Origin of the sequence: Ensifer sp. ENS11 (assembly GCF_014851895.1) — a bacterium.
GTDB lineage: Bacteria > Pseudomonadota > Alphaproteobacteria > Rhizobiales > Rhizobiaceae > Ensifer > Ensifer canadensis.
In genome coordinates this window covers 181,334-203,239 of sequence record NZ_JACVAN010000006.1, presented here as the reverse complement: position 1 = coordinate 203,239, position 21,906 = coordinate 181,334, and the positions used below count along the sequence as shown (strand labels likewise).

The 21,906-nt window shown below is 62.3% G+C and carries 20 protein-coding genes; 3 read left to right on the top strand and 17 right to left on the bottom strand.

The window, feature by feature from the left end:
• Window positions 1-64: 64 nt before the first annotated feature.
• The 6 genes from IB264_RS14255 to IB264_RS14230 all read right to left on the bottom strand — a co-directional run bounded on the left by IB264_RS14255 (window position 65) and on the right by IB264_RS14230 (window position 4,271).
• Entirely contained in the window at window positions 65-304 is a 240-nt protein-coding gene (locus tag IB264_RS14255; protein WP_025427705.1) for a hypothetical protein, read from the bottom strand.
• Between the two features lie 228 nt (window positions 305-532).
• Window positions 533-847 (bottom strand): AzlD family protein, encoded by a 315-nt coding sequence (locus IB264_RS14250; RefSeq protein WP_025427706.1) that lies wholly within the window; start codon window positions 845-847, stop codon window positions 533-535.
• Between the two features lie 3 nt (window positions 848-850).
• Window positions 851-1,570: an AzlC family ABC transporter permease gene (locus IB264_RS14245; protein WP_025427707.1), complete on the bottom strand. Its 720-nt coding sequence runs from the start codon at window positions 1,568-1,570 to the stop codon at window positions 851-853.
• A 418-nt stretch (window positions 1,571-1,988) separates the two neighbouring features.
• Entirely contained in the window at window positions 1,989-2,810 is an 822-nt protein-coding gene (panB, locus tag IB264_RS14240) for a 3-methyl-2-oxobutanoate hydroxymethyltransferase (RefSeq protein ID WP_025427708.1), read from the bottom strand.
• Window positions 2,811-2,812: 2 nt separating this feature from the next.
• Complete coding sequence (gene panC, locus IB264_RS14235) at window positions 2,813-3,688, bottom strand: pantoate--beta-alanine ligase (RefSeq protein WP_025427709.1); 876 nt, start codon at window positions 3,686-3,688, stop codon at window positions 2,813-2,815.
• 196 nt (window positions 3,689-3,884) lie between these two features.
• Complete coding sequence (locus IB264_RS14230; RefSeq protein WP_025427710.1) at window positions 3,885-4,271, bottom strand: VOC family protein; 387 nt, start codon at window positions 4,269-4,271, stop codon at window positions 3,885-3,887.
• 387 nt (window positions 4,272-4,658) lie between these two features.
• Here IB264_RS14230 and IB264_RS14225 point away from each other — a divergent pair, with 387 nt between their 5' ends.
• Together IB264_RS14225 and IB264_RS14220 are read left to right on the top strand one after the other, a co-directional pair.
• On the top strand, window positions 4,659-5,069 hold the full coding sequence (locus tag IB264_RS14225; protein ID WP_025427711.1) for a VOC family protein: 411 nt from the start codon (window positions 4,659-4,661) through the stop codon (window positions 5,067-5,069).
• A 211-nt stretch (window positions 5,070-5,280) separates the two neighbouring features.
• The gene (locus IB264_RS14220; RefSeq protein WP_198956844.1) at window positions 5,281-5,934 is read left to right on the top strand and encodes a CatB-related O-acetyltransferase; all 654 of its coding nucleotides are present in this window, start codon (window positions 5,281-5,283) and stop codon (window positions 5,932-5,934) included.
• Window positions 5,935-5,968: 34 nt separating this feature from the next.
• Here IB264_RS14220 and ligA read toward each other — a convergent pair whose 3' ends face one another.
• The 10 genes from ligA to aqpZ all read right to left on the bottom strand — a co-directional run bounded on the left by ligA (window position 5,969) and on the right by aqpZ (window position 19,462).
• Entirely contained in the window at window positions 5,969-8,122 is a 2,154-nt protein-coding gene (gene ligA, locus IB264_RS14215) for an NAD-dependent DNA ligase LigA (protein WP_025427713.1), read from the bottom strand.
• 81 nt (window positions 8,123-8,203) lie between these two features.
• Window positions 8,204-9,166, bottom strand: coding sequence for a hypothetical protein (locus IB264_RS14210; RefSeq protein ID WP_025427714.1), 963 nt, complete (start codon window positions 9,164-9,166; stop codon window positions 8,204-8,206).
• A gap of 83 nt (window positions 9,167-9,249) precedes the next feature.
• Window positions 9,250-10,923: a DNA repair protein RecN gene (gene recN / locus IB264_RS14205; RefSeq protein ID WP_025427715.1), complete on the bottom strand. Its 1,674-nt coding sequence runs from the start codon at window positions 10,921-10,923 to the stop codon at window positions 9,250-9,252.
• 20 nt (window positions 10,924-10,943) lie between these two features.
• Entirely contained in the window at window positions 10,944-11,810 is an 867-nt protein-coding gene (locus tag IB264_RS14200; RefSeq protein ID WP_025427716.1) for an outer membrane protein assembly factor BamD, read from the bottom strand.
• A gap of 172 nt (window positions 11,811-11,982) precedes the next feature.
• Window positions 11,983-12,936 (bottom strand): UDP-3-O-acyl-N-acetylglucosamine deacetylase, encoded by a 954-nt coding sequence (gene lpxC, locus IB264_RS14195; protein ID WP_025427717.1) that lies wholly within the window; start codon window positions 12,934-12,936, stop codon window positions 11,983-11,985.
• 337 nt (window positions 12,937-13,273) lie between these two features.
• Window positions 13,274-15,043, bottom strand: coding sequence for a cell division protein FtsZ (gene ftsZ / locus IB264_RS14190; RefSeq protein WP_025427718.1), 1,770 nt, complete (start codon window positions 15,041-15,043; stop codon window positions 13,274-13,276).
• Between the two features lie 207 nt (window positions 15,044-15,250).
• The gene (ftsA, locus tag IB264_RS14185) at window positions 15,251-16,582 is read right to left on the bottom strand and encodes a cell division protein FtsA (protein WP_025427719.1); all 1,332 of its coding nucleotides are present in this window, start codon (window positions 16,580-16,582) and stop codon (window positions 15,251-15,253) included.
• On the bottom strand, window positions 16,579-17,484 hold the full coding sequence (ftsQ, locus tag IB264_RS14180; RefSeq protein WP_225906334.1) for a cell division protein FtsQ: 906 nt from the start codon (window positions 17,482-17,484) through the stop codon (window positions 16,579-16,581). The genes ftsA and ftsQ overlap by 4 nt, the downstream gene beginning before the upstream one ends.
• A gap of 32 nt (window positions 17,485-17,516) precedes the next feature.
• Window positions 17,517-18,443 (bottom strand): D-alanine--D-alanine ligase, encoded by a 927-nt coding sequence (locus IB264_RS14175; RefSeq protein WP_025427721.1) that lies wholly within the window; start codon window positions 18,441-18,443, stop codon window positions 17,517-17,519.
• A 332-nt stretch (window positions 18,444-18,775) separates the two neighbouring features.
• Window positions 18,776-19,462: an aquaporin Z gene (gene aqpZ, locus IB264_RS14170; RefSeq protein WP_025427722.1), complete on the bottom strand. Its 687-nt coding sequence runs from the start codon at window positions 19,460-19,462 to the stop codon at window positions 18,776-18,778.
• 323 nt (window positions 19,463-19,785) lie between these two features.
• Here aqpZ and IB264_RS14165 point away from each other — a divergent pair, with 323 nt between their 5' ends.
• Window positions 19,786-21,096: an MFS transporter gene (locus IB264_RS14165; protein WP_025427723.1), complete on the top strand. Its 1,311-nt coding sequence runs from the start codon at window positions 19,786-19,788 to the stop codon at window positions 21,094-21,096.
• A 118-nt stretch (window positions 21,097-21,214) separates the two neighbouring features.
• Here the strand turns inward: IB264_RS14165 and IB264_RS14160 are convergent, their stop codons facing one another.
• A complete protein-coding gene (locus IB264_RS14160) occupies window positions 21,215-21,661 on the bottom strand; it encodes a hypothetical protein (protein ID WP_025427724.1) in 447 nt (148 codons plus the stop codon).
• Between the last annotated feature and the right edge of the window lie 245 nt (window positions 21,662-21,906).

Below are 21,906 nucleotides of genomic sequence, written 5' to 3'. Positions count from 1 at the left end.
CCCGCTCTGACGCCGGCTTTCAAGAAGAAGCACAAAGGCTTGGGGGAAGCCCCGGCTTTTCCTTTCAGATTCCCAACAGTTTCTTGGCCTGGCCGAGCGTTGCCTCCGACGCGGCGTGATCGCCGGCCTTGTGCTGGTCTTCGCCCTGCTTGCGCAGCGCCGTGACCTTCGCCATGTCGGCCTCGGAAAGAGAGGCCGTCGGGATGGCCGCATCGATCGCAGCCATCATGGTGGGGCACTGGTTGGCAAAGGCCGTCGCAGGCGCAAGCGCGAGCAAAAGGGCAATCGAGATCCTGGTAATCATGGTCGCTCCTCCACCACCGGGAGGCTGCAGCAAGTCAAAGTGCAACCGCGACCTTTGCGCGTCAGACAGGGCGCGCGGCGCAGCCGTACCTCTCCGGCAATCAGAGGATGATAATCCAGGACGCGCCCGAAGCCAACGCCGGAGCGTTCAGCGCACCCTGCCCTGCCCGCGCCGTCTTCGACGACACGACCAGCGACAGGGATTGCCCGCACAAAGGCGGTGAGGAACCTACAGGACGAGATGCCGGATCAGCATCACCACCACCCAGCCGATGACGAGCATGCGCAAGGTGGAGAGATTAAGCCCGAGCGCAATGGCGAAGGCGACGAACATCGAGACCGCGACGTCGAAGCCGCCATAGACGAAGGCCGGCGCCACCAGCGTCGTCAGCACCGCCGCCGGAACGGCGTTCAATGCCGATTCGAGCCGCGGCGGGATCTGCTTCATCTGGGTGATGAGCACATAGCCACCGATGCGGGTGATGAAGGTCGCAACGGCCGCCGCGATGATCAGATAGATGAGATTGAGGTGTTGCGGGTCCATGGCTCAGGCCTCCTTCTCGATGGCGACGGGCGGTGCCGAAACCGTCTCGGTCGGCGGCAGGCAGGCGGCGAGCAGCACGCCCGCCAGCGCCCCGATGCTGACATGCCAGGGCGAGCCGACGAGATGCATGCCGGCAACCGACGCCACGGCAGAAACCGCAACGATCGGCAAAAAGCGGTCACGCTTGCGAAAACCCATCACCAGGCCGAGGAAGTAGATCGGCAAGAGCACGTCGAGGCCGATGGCCTTGGGATCGCCGATCAACTGACCGAAGATCGCGCCAAGCAGCGTGTTGAAGATCCAGGGGAAATAGATCACCAGGCCGAAGCCGAGATACCAGGGGAAGGTCACCGGCAGGCCACGCTCGCCGCGCTTCTCGGTCTCGGCATATTGCGGATCGACCAGCAGGAAGAAGGCAAAGAACTTCTGGACCGGGGTGAAATGCCGGATGTATTTGGCGATCGAGGCGGAATAGAGCACGTGGCGGAAGTTGACGGCGAAGACCGAAAGCACCACCAGCCATGGCTGGACATGGTTGCCGAACAGCTCGATGCCGACCATCTGGCTGGCGCCGGCATAAACCGTCGCGCTCATGAACACGGTATCGGCGATGGTAAAACCATTGTCGACCGCAAGCGCACCGAACAGCGCGCCAAAGGGTGACGCCGCTAGCATGATCGGGAAGCCGCCGCGCACGCCTTCCCAGAATTCGTCTTTTCTCATGGAATCCTCCCGCGGCGCCGGCAATGGGCGCCCGCGGCATGCCGTCTTTAATCGGGATCGATCAAGGCCACATGCAGCATTTCAAAACTGCGACAGCGACTGTGCACCTCAAGGCGCGCGCGGCTGTCGTCCTGTGCCGGACAGATAGGCGTTCCCGCCCCGACCAACAATTCAATTGCGCTTATACAATGATTGAATTTTATGATGCCTGACCGCGGCAGGCTTGAACGAAATGCGCACGGGTCGATAAGCGATCGCCGTTTTTTCACCGCCGCCTCGCCACCGACCACCTGGCGGTGGGGCATTTATCCGAAGATCGCTCCCCCAGTGGGATAGGGCGCAAGCCGCATGACCTGCGCCCTCCTGTTCAAAGTCGCCGTGTGCTCGTTGGCGCGGCCAGGTCGTGCAAAGAGATGTGTCAGCGCTTGACCTGGAACGTATGCTCGACACCCGGGAACGTGCGCGCCTTGACCTCGTTGGCGTATTCCTCCGCAGCCTTCGAGATCGCCGGCGCCAGTTCGGCAAAATGTTTGACGAAGCGGGGCTTGAAGTCGTTGAACAGGCCCAGCATATCGTCAGAGACGAGGATCTGGCCGTCGCAGGCCGGCGATGCGCCGATGCCGATGGTCGGCGAGCGCAATTCCCCGGTGATCTCGCGCGCAACCGGCTCGACGGTGCCTTCGACGACGATCGCAAAAGCGCCGGCATCGTCGATCGCCTTGGCGTCGCGGCGGATCTTGGCCACTTCCTTCTCGTTGCGACCGACCGAGCGATAGCCGCCGGTGGTGTTGACGAGCTGCGGCATCAGCCCGACATGGCCGAGAACCGGAATGCCGCGGCTGACGAGGAACTCGACCGTCTCGGCCATCTCGGCGCCGCCCTCGAGCTTCACGGCGCTACAGCCGGTTTCCTTCAAAACGCGTGCAGCACTTCGGAAGGCCTGTTCCTTGGATTCCTGGTAGGAGCCGAACGGCAGGTCGATGACAATGCAGGAGCGCTCCGAGCCGCGCATGACCGCCTGGCCATGGGCGATCATCATCTCGAGCGTGACGCCGACGGTGGTGTCGAGACCGTAGAGCACCATGCCGAGCGAATCGCCGACCAACAGGAAATCGACATGCGGATCGAGCAGCCGGGCAATCGGTGTCGTATAGGCCGTCAGGCTGACGATCGGGCGCTCGCCCTTCAGCGCCTCGATATTGGCAGGGCTCAGGCGGCGTCTGGCAGATTGTACGCTCATTCTCAGGCAACCTTTGCAAAATGGGCGGATTTGGCGGCAATCACGCGGTTGTCGAGCAGCTTCGTCGTGCCGAAGCGCACGAAGAGCAGCAGCAGCACCGGCTTGTCACCGATCTCTTGAATTGTTTCGAGCGTGCCAGGATCGCGCAGCGCCACGACTTCGGGTCGAGCCAGCGGTTCGGCGGAAAGAAAAGCCGTCACGGCCCTTTCCACTTCGACGGCATCGGTGATCCCGGACGCGACCAGCCGCTCGGCCTCGGCAAGTGCCTTCGGCACGATGGCAGCCGCTTCACGCTCAGCGGCGCTGAGGTAGACATTGCGCGACGAACAGGCGAGCCCATCGGCCTCGCGCACCGTCGGCACGCCGATGATCTCCACCGGCTGGGCGAGATCATCGACCATACGGCGAATGATCTGCAGCTGCTGGAAATCCTTCTCGCCGAAATAGGCGCGGTCCGGCTGCACGATGTTGAACAGCTTGGTGACGACAGTCGCAACGCCGGCAAAGTGGCCGGGACGCACGGAACCTTCAAGCTCGGAGCCGAGCTTCGGCACGTCGACCACCGTTTCCATCGGTCGCGGATACATGTCGGACACCCCTGGCGAAAACAGGAAGTCGACGCCGCCCTCTTCCAGCATCGCCTGATCGCGGGCGAGATCGCGCGGATATTTGCTCAAGTCTTCGTTGGGGCCGAACTGCAGCGGATTGACGAAGATGCTGGCAACGACGACGTCATTTTGCCCGCGCGCACGGCGCACAAGCTCCATATGGCCGACATGCAGATAGCCCATGGTCGGCACGAGCCCGACCGTCTTGCCTGCCCGCCGGTATTCGGCAAGGGCTGCGCGCAGCTCGGTGATGGTGGTGATGGTCTTCAAATCCGGACCCTCCAATCCGCGAAGGCGCCGCTAGCGCCCCGCCCCGCGGCCTGTGGCTCTTGGCCCGCTCCGCGAAAAGGCAATTGCACAAAATTTGGCTGCAAACCTCTATCTTGTGCAGCGCAAAAAGACAAACGGAATTGGTGCCGCTGCGAATAGAGCCAAGCCAATTATCGCACGGTCCGGGCGGGCAAGCTCAGCTGTGGGCGGAACTCGGCACCCGCCAGGGCGGATCGAGCCTGTTGGCGCCTGCGAAATAAAGTACGATGCGGTTGCCGGCGGGATCAAAGATTTCGGCTTCCCGCCACAGCCAGCTCTTGTCGGCGGGACTGCTCGCAAACAGGATACCGGCCTCGATCAGCCGGCTGACGGTCAGATCCAGATCGTCGCACTCGAAGTAGACGGTTGTGCCGCTGCCGCCCGCCTCGCCCTGATGCAGCGAAAACGAACTGCCGCCATCCGGGCAGACGAAGCGCACATAATGCGGCCGCGCATCGACGATCGGCTGCAGCCCGAGCGTGCGGTAGAACTCCCACCCCGCATCGAGATCGGGCATCGTCACCGTCACCTGGTTCAAACGCATCGTGTCTCCTCACATCCCGGGCGCCGACAGTCATCGTTGCTCGCCGCACCTCTTCACGAGGTCCGGAGACCATGGAACATCCGCCAGAAATGTGCGAGGTGCAAACGATGCGGATTCAGCATGGACCGCCAAACTCTGATCGGCCTCGTGTGGCACTCGCCGCCGTTCCAGATGTGCTCGCCCATTTCGAGCGCGCCGCCGGCACCTTGCCGAGCGAATTGCCAGTAATCTCGGGTGAACCGGAAATGCTTGAAAACCTATGATTGCACACCACATCAGCGGGGACACTTCGCATTTCTCAAAAAATGTCTGAACGGCTGTCGGCTGCGTGTCACGCCGAACGTCCTAGTTATGTTCAATCAAGAAAATCCCTACGAGGAGCATTCCATGCGCATGATTTTTGTAAACCTGCCCGTCAAGGACCTGAAGGCGTCCCGGGCCTTTTTCGCGGCACTCGGCTATACCTTCAACGAGCAGTTCTCCGACGACACGGCCGCCTGCACGGTGATCTCGGACAATATTTTCGTCATGCTTTTGACCGAACCGAAGTTCCGCGGCTTCATCACCGGCGAGATCAGCGATGCCAGCAAGGGCACCGAGGTCATCACCGCCCTTTCCGCCTCGAGCCGCGCCGAATGCGACGACATGCTCGCCAAGGCACTCGCTGCCGGTGCCAAGCCCTGGAAGCCGGCACTCGACTACGGCTTCATGTACGGCATCAGCTTCCAGGATCTCGACGGCCACGTCTGGGAATTCATGTGGATGGACATGGAAGCCGCCCAGCAGCAGGCCTCCTGATCTGACGCAATCCCCTTGCCTTGCGCCCGCCGCGTTTCGCGGCGGGCGCTTTTTTTTGTCTGATCCGGTGCACGCAACTATGAGCGAGGCTATCGGCCGCAGAGGTTTTGGGGAGAAATTGCCCGAAAAACCGGATAGTTGGGGAACCCATACGTCGAGAAGGCGAGTGAGCCGTCGCTGACGCTTGCAATGAGCAGAATGAGGAAGCCCCATGTCCATGAATGTCGAAGCCAAGCATTGGTCCAAGGTCGAGCTTTTGCACGAGACCGTGCGCAACCCGAATATCCATGTGCGCGGCACCAACAGCTACTACAGCAACGCTTGGACGGGTTCCTTCGAGGAGAGCGTCGTTCGCTACCTCTATGGCGACGACTACAGCCTCAAGGCCTGGGAGCCGCAATGGCCGATCGACCAGTTGCGGATCGGAGACTACGTCGCGATCGGTGCCGAGGCGGTAATCCTGATGGGTGGCAACCACACCCACCGCACCGATTGGGTCAGCCTCTATCCGTTCATCGATATGATTGGCGAAGCCTATATCGGCAAGGGCGACACGATCATCGGCGACGGCGCCTGGATCGGCATGCGCGCCATGATCATGCCGGGAGTCACCCTTGGTGAAGGCGCCGTCATCGCTTCGGGCGCGATCGTCACCAGAGACGTGTCGGCTTACACCATCGTTGCCGGCAATCCGGCCCGCCCCGTTCGCCAGCGCTTTCCCGAAGCAGACATCGAGACGTTGCTCTCACTCGGCATCTACCGATGGGAGAGGTCGAAGTTCGACGCGCTGCGCAATGTCATCTGCGCCGACGACATCGCCGCGCTGAAGGCAGCATCCGAAGCCTACGACGCGGAACAGGCATAACGACAACGCCTGCCAGCGCCCCTGATCGTGGGCATCAGCCCCCGATCAGCGCCAGCCACTCGTCCTCGTCCATCGTCTGCACGCCGAGTTCGCGCGCCTTGTCGAGCTTGGAGCCCGCTCCCGGGCCGGCGACGACGATATCGGTCTTCTTCGACACGGAACCTGCCACCTTGGCGCCGAGGCTTTCCGCCTTGGCCTTGGCCTCATCGCGCGTCATCTTTTCGAGCGAACCGGTGAAGACCACGGTCTTGCCGGCGACCGGGCTGTCGCTCGCAACCGGTATCTCCGCCCCTTCGGGCGTCACTTCGGCAAGCAGTCGCGTCACCACTTCAAGGTTCCTCGGCTCCTTGTAGAACTCGACGATGGCGCGGGCGACGACTTCGCCGATGCCGTCGATACTGTTGAGTTCGTTCCAGGCATCACCCGTAAAGGTGCCGGCTTCGCTCATGGCTGCGCCGAAGGCCTCGTAGGTGCCGTAGGAGCGCGCGAGCAGCTTGGCCGTGGTCTCCCCGACATGGCGGATGCCAAGCGCGTAGATGAAGCGATGCAGCGCGATCGAGCGGCGGGTGTTGATCGCGTCATAGAGCTTGCGCACGCTGACGCGGCCGAAGCCGTCGATGTTTTCGAGCTTTGTCAGCGACGTCTCCTGGCGCTTTTCCAGCGTGAAGATGTCGGCCGCCGTGCGGATCGACAGCGTCGGATCCTCGCTCTCGAAGAAGAACTCGATCTGCTTGGAGCCGAGGCCTTCGATGTCATAGGCATTGCGCGAGACGAAATGCTTGAGATGCTCGACCGCCTGCGCCCGGCAGACGAAGCCGCCGGTGCAGCGGCGCACTGCATCCACCTTGCCGGACTTCTCGTTGATGTCGCGCACCGCATGGCTGCCGCAGACCGGGCATGTCGTCGGAAAACGATAGGGCTCGCTCCCCTCCTTGCGCTCGTCCATCACCACGTCGACGATCTGCGGGATGACGTCGCCCGCCCGCTGGACGATCACCATGTCGCCGATACGGATGTCGCGACCCTCGCGGATCGGTTCGCCGCTGTTGCCGAGCCCCTTGATGTAATCCTCGTTGTGCAGCGTCGCATTGGTCACGACGACGCCGCCGACGGTGATCGGCTCCAGCCGTGCCACCGGCGTCAGCGCGCCGGTGCGCCCCACCTGGATGTCTATGGCCGTCAGCCGCGTAAATGCCTGCTCGGCCGGGAACTTGTGCGCCGTCGCCCAGCGGGGCGAGCGCGAGCGGAAACCGAGCCGCGCCTGCAGGTCGAGCCGGTCGACCTTGTAGACGACGCCGTCGATATCATAGTCGAGATCAGGCCGTTCGCGCTCGATATGGTGGTAATGCGTCAGCAGCTCGTCGGCCGACGAAATCCGCTGCATCAGTGGATTGACCGGGAAACCCCAGGCCTTGAATGCCTCGACCATGCCGAATTGGGTATCGGCAGGCATTTCCGACATTTCGCCCCAGGCATAGGCAAAGAAGCGCAGCTTGCGGCTGGCAGTCACCTTGGCGTCGAGCTGGCGGAGCGACCCGGAAGCGGTGTTGCGCGGGTTGACGTAGAGCGGCTTGCCGAGCGCTGCCATCTCGGCGTTGAGTGCGGCAAAGTCGGACTTCGCCATGTAGATTTCGCCGCGCACCTCGACGATCTCAGGAGCGCCGGCCGGCAGCGTCTGCGGGATCATGCCGATGGTGCGGATATTGGCGGTGACGTTTTCACCTGTTGTGCCGTCGCCACGGGTCGCCGCCGTCACCAGCCGCCGGTTCTCGTAGCGCAGCGACATCGAGAGGCCGTCGATCTTCGGCTCGGCGGTAAAGGCGATCGAATTATCCGGCAGCTGCCCGAGGAAGCGGTAGACCGAGGCGACGAAATCGCGGGCGTCCTCGTCGGAAAACGTGTTGTCGAGCGACAGCATCGGCCGGGCATGAACGACCGGCTGGAAGGTAACGGATGGCGCTGCCCCCACCTTCTTCGATGGGCTGTCCTCGCGCGCAAGCGCCGGAAACTGCGCCTCGATCGCATCGTTGCGCCGCTTCAGCGCGTCATAGTCCGCATCCGTGATCTCCGGCGCGTCGTTGCCATGATAGAGCGCGTCGTGCCGGGCAAGCTCGGAGGCGAGAAAGGCCAGCTCCTCGGCGGCTTCCGTTTCGTTCAGCTTCTCGACGGGTTTCAGTTCACTGGACATGCGCGACGACTCCGGATTGGGAGTCGTTTTTTAGAGCAACTGTCGGGAAAGAAAAGAGCGGCCGTTATCGGTCTCCCCTGATCATCCGGCCGGAGCGACACTTGGCTCGACGTCGGCGCAGCGGCGGATCTCCAACTCACACCAGCGCTCGTATCGCTTCTGGTAGCGCGCGCGTATCCCTTCCAAATCCTGCCGGTGGACGCCGCGTCTGGTGTAGATCCATTTGCCTTCCGCAAGGCCGCGCATGACGCGACCAACCGGATCGAGGCCGAACATTTTCAGGATGGCGGCGCCGCCCTTGTCCCAGCCGATGCCATAGAGGTCGATACCTTCGGGCGGAAACTCCTGGTACTCCAGGATCGCCGACACCGTCGCCCAGACGAGGATGCCGTTCTGCCGCCGGCGTTCGCTGCGCATGGAATCGAGCAGGTAGCTGAGATTGAGGATGGTAGCGAGATAGACCACCTTGGCCTTGCGCGCCTTCGGATGGACAAGCAACCCGTTGGCAAGCAGGTCGTCGAAGCCATAGTCACCTTGCAGGAACAGCTTGAAGTGCTTCTTCTCGAAGGCGTAGTAGTCGGTGAAACCGTAGATATTGTCGTCGGAGTCCTGCAGGCAGATCAGGCTGTAGGGATCGGAGAAGAAGGCTTTCATATCCTCCTCCGGATCGATCGCGTCGCTCTGAAAGACGTCCTGCGCCTTGCGGATGACATCATAGGCAACCGCCGTCGATGGCGGGACACGCACCAGGTACGGGCGGTCATCCTCAGCGCTGGAGCGCAGAAACCCGAGCGGTGCGGCGCCATCGTCCTTCTCGTCCGGCAGTTCGATGCTGCGCGCGCCGCGAAGTCGCGCGACCAGATAGGGGATGAGCGCCGTGCCGGCCACCACCGCCAGGATGCCGATCACCCCCAGCTGTTTGTTGGCTTCCTTCATCGTCAGGATGTAGCCGACGAAGGCGAGAGAATAGAGCAGGATCAGTTCCGGATGCTTGCGCATCTGGTCCAGTCGAAGCTGAATTCGCTGCTGGAGCTGTTCCCACATGCCAAAGCTCGCATATCCGCGCAACGCCTAATAAAGACACGCGCTCGACCGGGAGACAACTTGGCGAGAAGGCGTAGCGGGCACTAACCGTTGCCGGAAAGCAATCGGGCGGCGGCCGCCCTCGCCTCTTCGGTGATCGAGGCACCGGCGAGCATGCGGGCGATTTCCTCGGTGCGGGCCTTGTCGTCCATTCGGGCGACGCGGGTCGAGATCATCTCGGCCTTTTCGGTCGATGGTCCCTTGGAGATCAGCAGATGCGTCGCCGCGCGTGCGGCAACCTGCGGCGCATGGGTGACCGAAAGCACCTGCACCGTGCCGGAAAGGCGCTTCAGTCGCTGGCCGATGGCATCCGCGACCGCGCCACCGACTCCGGTGTCGATTTCGTCGAAGACGAGGGTCGGCGCCGAGCCGCGGTCGGCAAGCGCCACCTTCAGCGCCAGCAGGAAGCGCGAAAGTTCGCCGCCCGAAGCCACCTTCATGATCGGCCCCGGCCGGGTGCCCGGATTGGTCTGGACATGGAATTCGACCAGATCGATGCCGTCGACGGTCGGCTGGGCCGCATCGCTCTGCACTTCGACCATGAAGCGGGCACGTTCGAGCTTCAGCGCCGGCAGCTCGGCCATGACTGCAGCAGACAGCGCCGACGCCGTGTTCTGTCGCTTGTCGGACAAGGTGCGCGCCGCAGCGTCGAAAGCCACCCGTGCCGCAACAACCTGCATGTCGAGTTGCTTCAGCTTCTCCTCGCCGGCATCGAGGTCGGCCAGGTCGGAAATCATCCGCACCGCCAGCGCCGGAAGCTCGGCGACCGGCACGGAATATTTTCGGCTGGCGCCACGAAGCGCAAACAGGCGCTCCTCCACCCGCTCCAATTCCTTCGGGTCGAATTCGGTGTTGCGCAGCGCTCGCTCGACGGCCATTTGCGCATCCGAAAGCTGGTTCAGCGCGGCATCCAAGAGCTCGACGGTTTCTTCCAGCAGCCCCGGCGCCTCATGGCTCTTGCGCTCCAGCCGGCGCACCAGCGAGGCAATCAATGGAACCGGCGAGCCGTTGCCGTTGAGAAATTCGGAGGCTTCGTTGATGTCGCCGGCGATCCGCTCGGACTTCATCATCCGCGCGCGCTTTTCGGCAAGCTCGTCCTCTTCGCCATCGCGCGGGCTGAGCTTTTCCAGTTCTTCGACAGAGGAGCGCAGATAGTCCGCTTCGCGTGCTGCCGCCTCGACGCGCTCGCGATGCTTCTTCAGTCCGCGTTCGGCATCTTTCCAGGCGCGGTAGAGGCCGGAGACCTGCTCTGCCTCGTCGGTCGTGCCGCCAAAGGCGTCGAGAAGCGTGCGGTGCGCGTCGATATCGACAAGCGCGCGGTCGTCATGCTGCCCGTGGATTTCGACCAGTGTCTGGCCAAGTTGCCGCATCAATTGAACGCTGACCGGCTGATCGTTGACGAAAGCCTTGGTGCGGCCATCGGCCGACTGCACGCGACGGAAAATCAGATCGCCATCATCGTCGACGCCGTTGTCACGCAGCATCAGCCGTGCCGAGTGCCCCATCGGCACGTCGAAGACCGCCGTCACCTGGCCCTTGTCCGAGCCGTGACGCACGAGCGAGCCGTCGCCGCGCCCGCCAAGGGCCAGCGACAGGCTGTCGAGCAGGATCGATTTTCCGGCACCTGTCTCACCGGTCAACACGGACAGGCCGGCCTCGAACGCCAGATCAAGCCGTTCAATCAGGACGATATCGCGGATCGAGATCTGGGCGAGCATCCGGGGTCAAATCTTCCGTGTCAGGCGCCGATCAGCTTCTTGCCTGCGCGCGCAATCCAGGAATTGCCGCTTTCGCGAGGCTCGAGGCCACCCGACTGCAACAGCTTGAAGGAATCACCATACCACTGGCTGTCCGGATAGTTGTGTCCGAGAACGGCGGCAGCGGTCTGCGCTTCGGAGGCCACGCCCATTGCGTAATAGGCTTCGACCAGACGGGCCAGTGCTTCTTCGACCTGGTTGGTATTGGGATACTTCTCGACGACGGTGCGGAAACGCGACACGGCGGCGAGGTATTCCTTGCGCTCGAGATAATAGCGGCCGACCTGCATTTCCTTGCCGGCGAGCTGGTCGCGGGCAAAGCGGATCTTCGCCTGGGCATCCTCGACATATTGCGAGTCCGGATACTTGTCGACGACGGCCTGCATCGCCTCGATCGCCTTAAAGGCCGGCTTCTGGTCCTGCGTCACGCCCGGGATCTGCTTGGTATAGGCAAGCCCCTGAATGTACTGCGCATAGGCCGCATCTTCCGACTGCGGATAGAGGTTCAGGTAGCGCCCGGTGGAATTGATCGCCTCCTGGTACTGGCCGTTGCGATAGCTGACGAAGGCGTTCATCACGAGCGCCTTGCGCGCGTATTCGGAGAAAGGATGCTGCCGGTCGAGCGCTTCGAACTTGCGCGCCGCTTCCGTGGTCTTGCCGGCATTGAGGTTGGCGAGACCCTGGTTGTACAGCACCTCCGGCGGATCGGTCTCGGCCGTCAGCTTGGTGATGTCGATATCGGGATCGTTCTGGCAGGCGGTAATCAGGGCGCTGCCGGCAACGGCCGCGACTACCACGGCGAACACACGCGCTGACTTTTTCAAATCAACAGAAACTGCAAGAACCATCGGATATTCCCGTTCCATTCTGCGGGCATCGACCCCGCCAGACATGCGCTTTTAGAGCAAGTTGCCTCAATGCCGCAACGTCATGATCGGTGATTCATGCAAATTTATGGCGGCGCCGACATGAAAATGCCGGCCTTTCGGCCGGCGACTGGAGGAGAGTGTCTTTTTGTTGTTATGCGGACCAGGGCGCGAAGCCCGGAACTGCAACCGCAACCATGTCGCGCGCACGGGTGCGCTGACGTGGCGTGGCGGTTTCGACGACCTCGTAGGCCGAGGGATCACTGAGCAGAGCCTTGAGCACATTTGCGTTCATCTTGTGACCACCGCGATAAGAACGGTAGCAGCCGATAAACGGTGCGCCGGCAAGCGAAAGGTCGCCAACGGCGTCGAGCGTCTTGTGGCGCACGAATTCGTCCGTATAGCGAAGGCCTTCGACATTGATGACCGAATCGTCATCGGAGATCACGACCGAGTTTTCCAGCGACGAGCCCAGCGCGTAGCCGGCAGCCCAGAGGCGCTCGACGTCGCGCATGAAGCCGAAGGTGCGGGCACGCGACAGTTCGCGCTTGAACACCGAAGGCGTCATGTCGCCCTTCCAGGCCTGGCGACCGATCAGCGGGCAGTCGAAATCGATCTCGACCTCGAAGCGCATACCGTCATAGGGCGTGAATTCCGACCAGGACGCACCTGATTCGATCCGCACCGGCTTGATCACGCGGATGTAACGACGCTTGACCGCCAGCGCGCGAACGCCCACCTGCTCGATCGCATCGATGAAGGGTTCGGAGCTGCCGTCCATGATCGGCATCTCGGCGCCATGAACCTCGATGGTGAGGTTGTCGAGGCCGAGCGCGTAGATGGCGGCCATCACATGCTCGATGGTTGCGATCGAGGTGGCCGGCGACATGCCGAGAACGGTGCAGAGATCGGTGTTGCCGACCTGCGAGGAAACCGCCTTGAACTCGCTCAGGCGGCCGTTGGCGAGAACGCGCTGGAAAACGATGCCCGCATCGGCTTCGGCCGGATGAAAGGTGATTTCCACCTCGGCGCCCGAATGAACGCCAATTCCCTTGAGCGTTACCGGGCTAGCAATCGTGGTCTGAAATCCGAGCAGTTCGATTCCCATTCTCGTCGTCACTTTCAATACCTATGGCCATAAGGCCCAAACATCAGGCGGATGCAGCGGTTTTCAGGGCGCAAGAAAGGCGCCCGAGAGTTTCGGCCCAAAGGCCGGAACTCTGCGTTTCGAACAGACAGCGCGTGATCGAATCGCATGCATCCCCAATTCCGAGCTTGAAAATAGTGGTTCTGAGGCACCATTCCAAATCACTGTTCGTTTCGTTTTGTTACGCATCTGTAACACGCCGTTCGACGCCGGCAACCTATTGAAAGAATGCTAGAAATACAAAAATGCCCGGGCGGTAGCCCGGGCATTCGGCAAGGTGAAGGAACGGGCCTTCAAATCAGTTCGATTGACGGCGCAGGAACGCCGGGATCTCGAGCTGATCATCTTCGTGCGAGCGCGCCTGCGGTGCGGCGCGACCGTGATCGTCAAGCTGGCCGCGACGCGGCGCATAGAGGCTGGCCTCCGGCGAAAGCGGACGGCGCTGCTGGGAAGCCGCACTCGGCGCACCGGCCGTCATGTCGGCGTTGACGCTGGGGCTTTCCCTTTCGCGCAGGCCGAGCGAGCTGGTGATGCGGTTGAGAAGACCCATCGGGCCGCGCTCTTCCTGCAACTGCGGCGCCGGCTGGGCGCGCTGGTCCATCTCGGCCTTTACGACGGGCGGGAAGTCCTCGACCTTCGGCATGCGAACCGGCTCGGCCTGCTGGCGCACCACCGGAGCGATCGGCTCCTGGCGCTGAACCGGCTGCGGCTGGACCTGTGCGTGAACCGGCATTTCGACCGGACGCTGAACTGGAGCCGGCTGGCGCATGACCGGAGCGGCTTCTACCGGTGCGGCACCGGCAAAGAGCTTGCTCTGGGGACGAAAGTCGTCGTGAGCCTGCTGCATCGGAGCCGGAGCCTGGGTGGCGGCGCGGGTTGCGATGTCGAGTTCGCGTTCCATTTCCGCTTCGCGGATCGCAAGCGCGATCTGGTCGACGGAGTTCTGCTGCTGCACCGGCTGGGCGACCGGCTGCTGGACCGGAGCGGGCTGGTGCTGGGCAACCGCCGGCTGCTGTGCCGGAATGGCTGCGGACGGACGGATGATCGGCTTCTGCGCTGCTACCGAACGAAAGTCGGCCGAACGACCGGCTACCTCCGCGGCCGTGCGATCGATACCGGTGGCAACGACCGATACGCGGATCAGGCCTTCAAGTTCTTCGTCGAACGTGGCGCCGAGGATGATGTTGGCGTCCGGATCGACTTCTTCGCGGATGCGGGTCGCAGCTTCGTCGAGTTCGAACAGGGTCAGGTCGCGACCACCGGTGATCGAGATCAAGAGGCCCTGTGCGCCCTTCATCGAGGTTTCGTCGAGCAGCGGGTTGGCGATCGCAGCTTCGGCAGCGGCCATTGCGCGGCCCTCGCCCGAGGCTTCGCCGGTGCCCATCATGGCGCGACCCATTTCGCGCATCACCGAGCGGACGTCGGCGAAGTCGAGGTTGATGAGGCCTTCCTTGACCATGAGGTCGGTGATGCAGGCAACACCCGAATAGAGGACCTGGTCGGCCATCGCGAACGCATCGGCAAACGTCGTGCGGTCATTGGCGATGCGGAAGAGGTTCTGGTTCGGGATGACGATCAGGGTGTCGACCGACTTCTGCAGTTCGGCGATGCCCTGGTCGGCGAGCCGCATGCGGCGCTGGCCTTCGAAATGGAAAGGCTTGGTGACGACGCCGACAGTCAGGATGCCCTTGTTGCGGGCGGCCTGCGCGACGATCGGGGCTGCACCGGTGCCGGTGCCGCCGCCCATGCCGGCGGTGACGAAGCACATGTGGGTGCCATGCAGGTGATCGATGATCTCATCAATGCACTCTTCAGCAGCCGCGCGGCCGACTTCCGGCTGCGAGCCGGCGCCCAGACCCTCGGTCACGGCGACACCCATCTGGATGACCCGTTCTGCCTTGGTCATGGTCAGCGCCTGCGCGTCGGTGTTGGCAACGACGAAGTCGACGCCTTCAAGACCCGCTGTGATCATGTTGTTGACGGCATTGCCGCCGCCGCCGCCAACACCAAAGACGGTGATGCGGGGCTTCAGCTCCGTGATATCCGGCTTCTGCAAGTTGATAGTCATAGTACCCGTTCCTTCTGTTTTCTGGCCGCCTTGCCGAGCCGACCAAATCCTTGAAATTCCAACTTTGTCTTCGTCCGGCATCGTCCCTGTTCGGTGCCGGCCGTACTCCGCGCATAACCCCGAAAATCGTCTGCGATTTTCGGAAAGGCTTATGCACGTCACAAACCTTAGAGCGCGCTTTGCACGTCCATCCGGACGCGCGGCGCTCTAAAAACTTTCCTTCAGCCACTGGCCCATGCGGGCGATGCGGCCGTTGCCGTTGCCGATCGACGAGAACATGCCGCCCTGGGCCGCATGCGTTTCGAGGTCGGCGACCTGCGGATAGATCATCAGACCGACGGCCGTGGAGAACGCCGGTCCCTTGGCAGCAGCCGGCAGCCCGGAAACTCCGAGCGGACGGCCGATACGAACATTGCGCGCCAGGATGCGGCGTGCCGCTTCCGGCAGGCCGGTCAACTGGCTGGCGCCACCCGTCAGCACGATGCGCTTGCCGACGATCGGGCTGAAGCCCGAGCGCTGGATGCGGTCGCGGATGAGCTCCAGCGTTTCCTCGATGCGGGCGCGTACGATCCGCGACACCAGAGCGCGCGGCACGTGGGTCGGCTGGTCGCGGTCGTCCTCGCCGATCGGCGGGACCGAGACGATGTCGCGCTCGTCGGCGCTGTTGGGCAGGGCCGAGCCGTGCACGACCTTCAGCCGTTCGGCGTCTTCGATGCGGGTCGAAAGACCGCGCGCCAGGTCCGTCGTCACATGGTGGCCGCCGAGGCTGACCGCGTCGGCGTGAACCAGCTTGCCCTCGGCAAAGACCGAGATCGTCGTCGTGCCGCCACCCATGTCGATCGCGGCGCAGCCGAGTTCGACTTCGTCATCGACAAGAGCCGCCAGACCGCTGGCATAGGGCGTCGCAACGATGCCCTCGACCGAGAGATGCGCTCGGTTGACGCAAAGTTCGAGATTCTTCAGCGCCGCCCGCTCCGCGGTCAGCACGTGCATGTCGACGCCGAGCACGTCGCCGAACATGGCGAGCGGATCGCGGATGCCGCGCTCGCCGTCGAGCGAGAAGCCAGTCGGCAGCGAATGCAGGATGGCGCGGTCGGAACGCAGCGATTGCTGGCCGGCGGCCGACAGCACTCTCTTCAGGTCGCTGGCATCGACTTCCTGGCCACCGAGGTCGATGGTCGCGGTATAGACGTCGCTCTGCAGGCGGCCTGCGGAAATGTTGACGATGAGGCTGTCGATGGTGAGGCCGGCCATGCGCTCGGCCGCATCGACGGCGAGCCGCACGACGCTTTCGACCGCATCGAGATCGGCGACGACGCCGTTCTTCACGCCGCGGGATTTCTGGTGGCCGATGCCGATGATCTCGACGCTATGCGTGCGGTTCGGCAGGATCTGGCTTTCGGCGCGCGGCGTCAGCCGGCCGATCATGCACACGATCTTCGTCGAGCCGATATCCAGCACCGAGACGACATGAGACCGCTTCGAAGAAAGCGGCTTCAGGCGCGGCAGGCCAAAGCTGGAGGAACCGAACAAACTCATATCCGCCCCTCTTTCTTTCTCTCCGTCTCCTGCGCCTTCAGCATCTTGTCCCTCGCCTTCAAGGCAACTTCGCGCCGGGTGACCGCATCCGGCGTCAATTGAACTGTGGTTCGATCTTCCAGCCGCAGATCGACTGCGGCGATGTCGCGCTCGAGCAGCTGGTGCTCGCTTTCCATCTCCGACAGAACCTTCATCGCACGGGCGACATCGTGTTCCGGCAGCTTGACGACGATGCCGTTGTCGAGGCGCAGATCCCAGCGACGGCCGGCGACGCGCACGAAGGCCCTCACCCGCGAGCGAATCTCCGGCCAGCGGGAAAACTCGTCGTAGAAATCGGCCGCTGCCGTCTCGGCGTCGCGGCCGACGAACAGCGGCAGGGCTGCAAACTTGTTGTCGCGCAGCGGCGCAATCGCGCTGCCGCTGCGCTCGATCAGCGACAGGTCGGAGCCGTGCTGCCAGATGCCAAAGGCCTTGCGCTCGGTGAGCGTGACTTCGATCGTGCTCGGATAGACCTTGCGAACCGTAACGCCCTGCACCCAGGGCAGTTCGGCGATCAGCTTGCGCGCTTCGATGATGTCGAGCGCCACCAGCGACGTCGTGCCGTCAAGGCCGAGCTGCTGCAGGATATCGATCTCGGAGGTCTGCTCGTTGCCGGAGACGCGCACGTCCTCGATGGCAAAGCCGGCCGCCGTCGTCGATGCCTGCGCGACGTTCTGTGTATGGCCGCCGAGCGACATGCCGTAAAAGCCGGTGGCGGCGAAAAACGCGACGGCAGCGATCGTGCCGGTATGGGCTGGAAAGCGGACGCGGCCGCTGCCGAGGCTGACCAGGAAGCGAACGGCCTTGCGAAGCGGCCGCGGCAGAACGCGTGCGCCATCCGCCTCGGCAGCAACTGCGCCCAGCGGGTCACGAACTCTCTTGCCCCTTTTGCCCCTTACCGCAAGCACGAAGCGTCCTCCACCATCCAAGTCAGAAACTCGCCAAAACCAAGGCCAGCATGCTGAGCCATCTCGGGCACCAGGGAGGTTGGGGTCATGCCGGGCTGGGTGTTGATTTCCAGCCAGATCAATTCGCCTTCACCGGAGGTACGGTCGTCGAAGCGAAAGTCGGATCGGCTGACGCCCCGGCAACCGATTGCCTGATGCGCCTTCAATGCGAGTGTTTGTATTTTTTGGTAAATATTTGGTGAAACCTGTGCCGGAATGACGTGTTGCGAGCCACCTTTTACGTATTTGGAATCATAATCGTAGAAGGCGTGGCCCTGCGGGATGATTTCGGTGACGCCAAGCGCCTTATCGCCCATGACGCCGCAGGTGAGTTCGCGGCCGGCGACATAACGTTCGACCATGATTCGGTCGCCATAACGCCACTCGCTCGAGGTAACGACCTGCGGCGGATGCGACTGATCTTCCTTGACGATGACGACGCCGAAGCTCGAGCCTTCGCTGACCGGCTTGACGACGTATGGCGGGCGCATCGGATGTTTCGGACCAAAGCCCCGGCGATCCATCACCAGCGCTTCGGCAACCGGAACACCGGCGGCGGCGGCCACGTGCTTGGCCTGCGCCTTGTCCATGGCGAGTGCGGAGGCCAGAACGCCAGAATGGGTGTAGGGAATTTCCAGATATTCAAGAATGCCCTGGATCGTGCCATCCTCGCCGAACGGACCGTGAAGGGCGTTGAAGGCGACGTCCGGGCGCAGCGCGGCCAGAACCGAAGCGACATCGCGCGCGACGTCTACACGCGTAACGCGGAAACCTTCCGCTTCCAGAGCATCGGCGCATGCAGCCCCGGACGACAGGCTCACCGGTCGCTCCGAAGAAAATCCGCCCATAAGGACAGCTACATGCTTGCCGTTCATTCATACCCCCGAAAATACGTCACTATCGCAACGCTTGCTTGCGCCTGGCTGAATCCGGCAACGCGAGTCACCGGTGGCCATCGGAGGCACTAGAACGGCATTATAGTTAATGAACCGTTTACTTTTATTAACCTTAGTCGGGAAACGATCGGCAGCCGTGCTCGAAAACGTTGCGATTACAACGCTTTCTGGCACGAAATCAGCGCGTTGGCGCGGCCTGTTTACACAAAACACAAACCGCTAAAAAATGAAGGCCCCGCACCAATTCGGTGCGAGGCCTTAACGATTGGCGGTATTTTCGGCTTAACGATCAGTCGTTTTTGCCGAAGCGATTAATCGTCTTCACCGACGATTTTCCAGACGATTCCCGCGATCGCGGCGCCGACGATCGGAGCCAGCCAGAAGAGCCAAAGCTGCGAAAGCGCCCAGTCTCCAACGAATAGCGCCTGCCCTGTGGAGCGGGCCGGATTGACCGATGTGTTGGTGACCGGGATCGACACCAGATGGATCAGCGTCAACGCCAGGCCGATGGCGATCGGCGCAAAGCCTGAGGGCACGCGGCCATGGGTGGCACCGAGAATGATGAACAGGAAGAAGAAGGTCATCACCACTTCCATCACCAGCGCGGCCGTCAGCGAATAGCCGCCGGGCGAATGTTCGCCATAGCCATTGGCGGCAAAGTCGCCGAGCTGGAAGTCCGCCTTGCCGCTGGCGACGACGTAGAGCACGGCTGCAGCGACGATCGCGCCCAGCACCTGGGCGATGATGTAGCCGATGAGGCTGGAGGCTGGGAACTTGCCGGCAACGGTCAGACCAACAGAAACGGCCGGGTTGAAATGGCCGCCGGAAATGCCGCCGACGGCATAGGCCATGGTGAGAACGGTGAGGCCGAAGGCGAAGGAAACGCCGAGCAGGCCGATCCCAACAGCCGGAAACGCAGCCGCCAGCACCGCACTGCCGCAGCCGCCGAAAACGAGCCAGAATGTACCGAGAAATTCCGCAGAAAGCTTCTTGAACATGCATTCGCTCCCGAAAACCGAAGCTGATCGCTTCAATCGCCCAGAGTTTGCCACATTTTGATTCCGGTCAACCCCGGTTGTGACAGGGATGTCATCGCCCGCAAAACACGAAACCGCACGCCGGGCCTTCACTTGTCTGCCTATTTTAGGAGCAGCCGTGCCTATGATTCGCGCGAGCCATGCACCCTCGGAATAATGCTGCGCCACCCCTCGGATTCGTTCGCATTTCTTACGAATTCAGGGTTTCAACATGCGGAAACTTGCGTTAAGACGCCCCGACCGCCTCCCAAGACGGCATGACATCCATATCAGGAACGACAACAATGACAGACGCGACAACCTCCCTGTCGCCGAAGGATAGCGCGTTGCAGACGCCGGCAGTGAACTCCCCTGCCCGGGTGCTGTTCGCCAGCCTCGTCGGCACCACCATCGAATTCTTCGACTTCTACGTTTACGCCACCGCAGCGGTGCTCGTATTCCCGCATCTCTTCTTTCCGACGTCCGACCCGACATCGGCCATGCTGCAATCCTTCGCCACCTTCTCCATCGCCTTCTTCGCCCGCCCGTTCGGCGCAGTGATCTTCGGCCATTTCGGCGACAAGGTCGGCCGCAAGGCGACGCTGGTCGCAGCGCTGATGACCATGGGCATTTCCACCGTCGTCATTGGCCTCTTGCCGACCTACGCGTCGATCGGCGTCGCGGCCCCGCTCTTGCTCGCCCTTTGCCGCTTCGGCCAGGGCCTCGGCCTCGGTGGCGAATGGGGCGGCGCCGTGCTGCTCGCAACCGAGAACGCGCCCGAGGGCAAGCGCACATGGTATGCCATGTTCCCGCAGCTCGGCGCCCCGATCGGCTTCATCCTGTCGGCCGGTACCTTCCTCATCCTCGGCGAAGTCATGACAGATGAGGCCTTCCTCGCCTGGGGATGGCGCGTGCCCTTCATTGCCAGCATCCTGCTGGTTATCGTCGGCCTCTATGTCCGCCTGAAGATCACCGAGACGCCGGAATTCCAGAAGGCGATCGACAAGCACGAGCGCGTCCAGGTTCCGATCGCGCAGATCTTCCGGTTCCACAAGCGCAGCCTCGTGCTCGGCACCTTCGTGGCGCTTGCCACCTTCGTCTTGTTCTACCTGATGACGGTGTTCTCTTTGTCCTGGGGCACGGCCAAGCTCGGCTATTCGCGTGAGCAGTTCCTCGTCGTGCAGATGACCGGTGTCGTCTTCTTCGGCCTGATGATCCCGGTCTCGGGCATCCTGTCGGACCGCTACGGCCGCCGCCTGGTGCTGATCATCACCACCATCGGCATCGGCGCCTTCGGCCTGGTCATGGCACCGCTCATGGCCGGCGGTCTCGGCGGCGCCTTCCTGTTCTCCATCCTCGGCCTCGGCCTGATGGGGCTCACCTATGGTCCGATTGGCGCAGCACTCGCCGCCCCCTTCCCGACCTCGGTGCGTTATACCGGCGCGTCGATGACCTTCAACCTCGCCGGCATCTTCGGCGCGTCGCTCGCGCCCTACATCGCCACCTGGCTTGCGACCAACTACAGCCTCGACCATGTCGGCTACTATCTGCTGGGGGCCGCTGCGATCACGCTCGTTTGCCTGGTGCTGTCGACGGAAGAAGAGGTTTCGGCCTGATTTCTGTTGCGCCTCGCCACACACGCGGCCTGTTCCACAAAAAACGAAAGAGCCGCAGCGACAACGCTGCGGCTCTTTCCGTGGGCCAGTTCTGGTAGCCAAGTCTCCGACCAGTTGCCTAGTCCGAACTTGCTCCGATGAAGATAGTTGCAGTTGCATCCGTTCTGAAGAGAAACGCGAAGTCCCAAAACACGGGATAGGCGGGATGCCCGTTGCTAAGCCAGAAGGTCTCGATTGTTGCTGATGTCTTGACCATCGTGTCGACCTGCGCCTTGAGCAGCTCAACTAAGGAAGTGAATTGTCCGGATTTAAGTGCTGTACTTGATGGACCAGCGCTAGAGTCACCAACATACAGCACGGCTTCCATAACCTCCGGCCACACCGACCCACTTTGTACTTCTTCTATTCCGCCCAACACAGCTCCTGTCCCCAACACCATCTGAACAATTGCAGTTGAATCTATCTGGCTCCCCAGTTGCACCTCGTACAACTTCAGAAAAACGGAATAATTTGTTGAACCAGCATTCAAAATGGCAGCGATTTTTCCCAGAGTTCCCTGATCCATTGTTAGTCCAGACGTTAGAGTATGCGGAAGTTAGCAGGTGCCAGCTTGGTTGCGGCACGTCATGACAAGTTGGCTTTAGCCCGCGACCCTCGTTGCCAGCAAGCTCTGATCTTGTCTCCCTGAATCCAATTTCCTGGATCCAGCCTCCGCGCAAAGATGCCGACCTGGACCCGTGGATGCGAGGATCAAGCCCAAGCATGACGGCGAGAGAAAGAGACTCCGGCTGAGGACGCCAGAAAAGCGAA